This window comes from Kitasatospora sp. NPDC004799 (genome assembly GCF_040609095.1).
Classification (GTDB): Bacteria; Actinomycetota; Actinomycetes; order Streptomycetales; family Streptomycetaceae; genus Kitasatospora.
This window is the reverse complement of sequence record NZ_JBEXJK010000790.1, coordinates 1-1,429: the sequence shown is the minus strand read 5'-3', so window position 1 is coordinate 1,429 and position 1,429 is coordinate 1. Positions and strand designations below refer to the sequence as shown.

General features: G+C 76.6%; 2 protein-coding genes. Both read right to left on the bottom strand.

What is annotated here, in order from left to right; translation table 11 throughout:
* A partial coding sequence (locus tag ABZW03_RS40830) for a beta-ketoacyl-ACP synthase 3 (protein WP_355269937.1) occupies positions 1 to 945 on the bottom strand: 945 nt, incomplete at its 3' end.
* On the bottom strand, positions 942 to 1,429 hold a 488-nt coding region (locus tag ABZW03_RS40825; protein WP_355269935.1), incomplete at its 5' end, for an SDR family oxidoreductase. The genes ABZW03_RS40825 and ABZW03_RS40830, both read right to left, overlap by 4 nt.

Genomic DNA, 1,429 nt, shown 5'->3' with positions numbered 1-1,429 from the left:
GCCGCCGGCGCCCGGCCGCCAGCCGATCACCCCGGCGCCCCAGGTGATGCCCGCGCCGAACGCGGCGAGGCCGAGCAGCTTCGGGCCGTCCAGCAGGCCCTCCTCGCGGGCGTGGGTCAGGCCCAGCGGGATCGAGGCCGCCGAGGTGTTGGCGACCCGGTGGACGTTCAGGTAGAGCCGCTCCGGGGGCAGCCCCACCTCCTTGCCGACCGCCCGCACGATCCGGGCGTTGGCCTGGTGGGCGACGAACAGGTCGAGGTCCTCGCAGGTCAGGCCGCGCCGGGCGAGCACCTCCCGGGTGGCGGCGGACATCTTCTCCACCGCGTGGTCGAACACCTCCCGGCCGTCCATCCGCAGCTTGCGGTCCTCCCGGTCGGCGTAGAGCAGCGGGATCTGCTCGCCGTCGCTGCCGAGCGAGAAGCACGGCTCGGGCGCGCCGGGCACGTCGGCGACGACGGCGGCGCCGGCGCCGTCGGCCAGCAGCACCGCGGTGCCCCGGTCCTCGTGGTCGGTGATCCGGGTGAGCGCGTCGGCGCCGCAGACCAGCACCGCCTCGGCCCGGCCGGTCTCGATCAGCGCGGCGGCGTGGTCCAGGCCGTAGACGAAGCCAGCGCAGGCGGCGTGCAGGTCGAAGGCGACGGCCTGCGGCAGGCCGAGCCGGGCGGCCACCTCCACCGACACCCCGGGGGTGACCCGGTCCGGGGTGATGGTGGCGACCACGACGTGCCGGATGCTCGCGGCGCTCCGCCCGGAGCTGCGCAGCGCCTGCTCGGCGGCGGCCACCGCGAGGTCGGCCAGCCGGCCGTCCGGGGCCAGGAAGCGGCGCTCCTCGATGCCGGTCCGCTTGACGATCCACTCCGGGGAGGCGCCGATCCGCTCGAAGTGCTCGTTGGGGACGACGCGTTCGGGCAGCGCGGCGCCCACCCCCACGATGGCGGCCGTCATGCCGCACCTCCGTCGGCGAAGGCCGGGCCGGTGCCCATCCGGACGGCGTGCATCCCGCCGTCGGCGTGCAGGATCTCCCCGCTGACGGTCGCGGCGAGGTCGGAGAGCAGGAACAGCACCGGTCCGACCACCGCGGCCGGGTCGGTGCGGTCCCAGCCGAGCGGGGCCTCGGCCTGCCAGCGGTCGGCGATCCGGTCGAAGGTGCTGATCGCCTGTCCGGCGACGGTCTCCACCGGGCCGGCCGCCACCAGGTTGACCCGGACGCCGGACGGACCGAGGTACATCGCCAGGTACCGGCAGACCGCGCCGAGGGCCGCCTTGCTGACGCCCATCCAGTCGTAGCCGGCCCAGGCGCCGCTGGCGTCGAAGTCCAGCCCGACGACGCTGCCGCGCCGCCCGTCCGCGCCGAGCAGCGGGGCGTGCGCACCGACCTGCTCGCCTCCACCGGCGCCGTCGGCGAGGCGCTGCTCGCCCCGACCGCGCT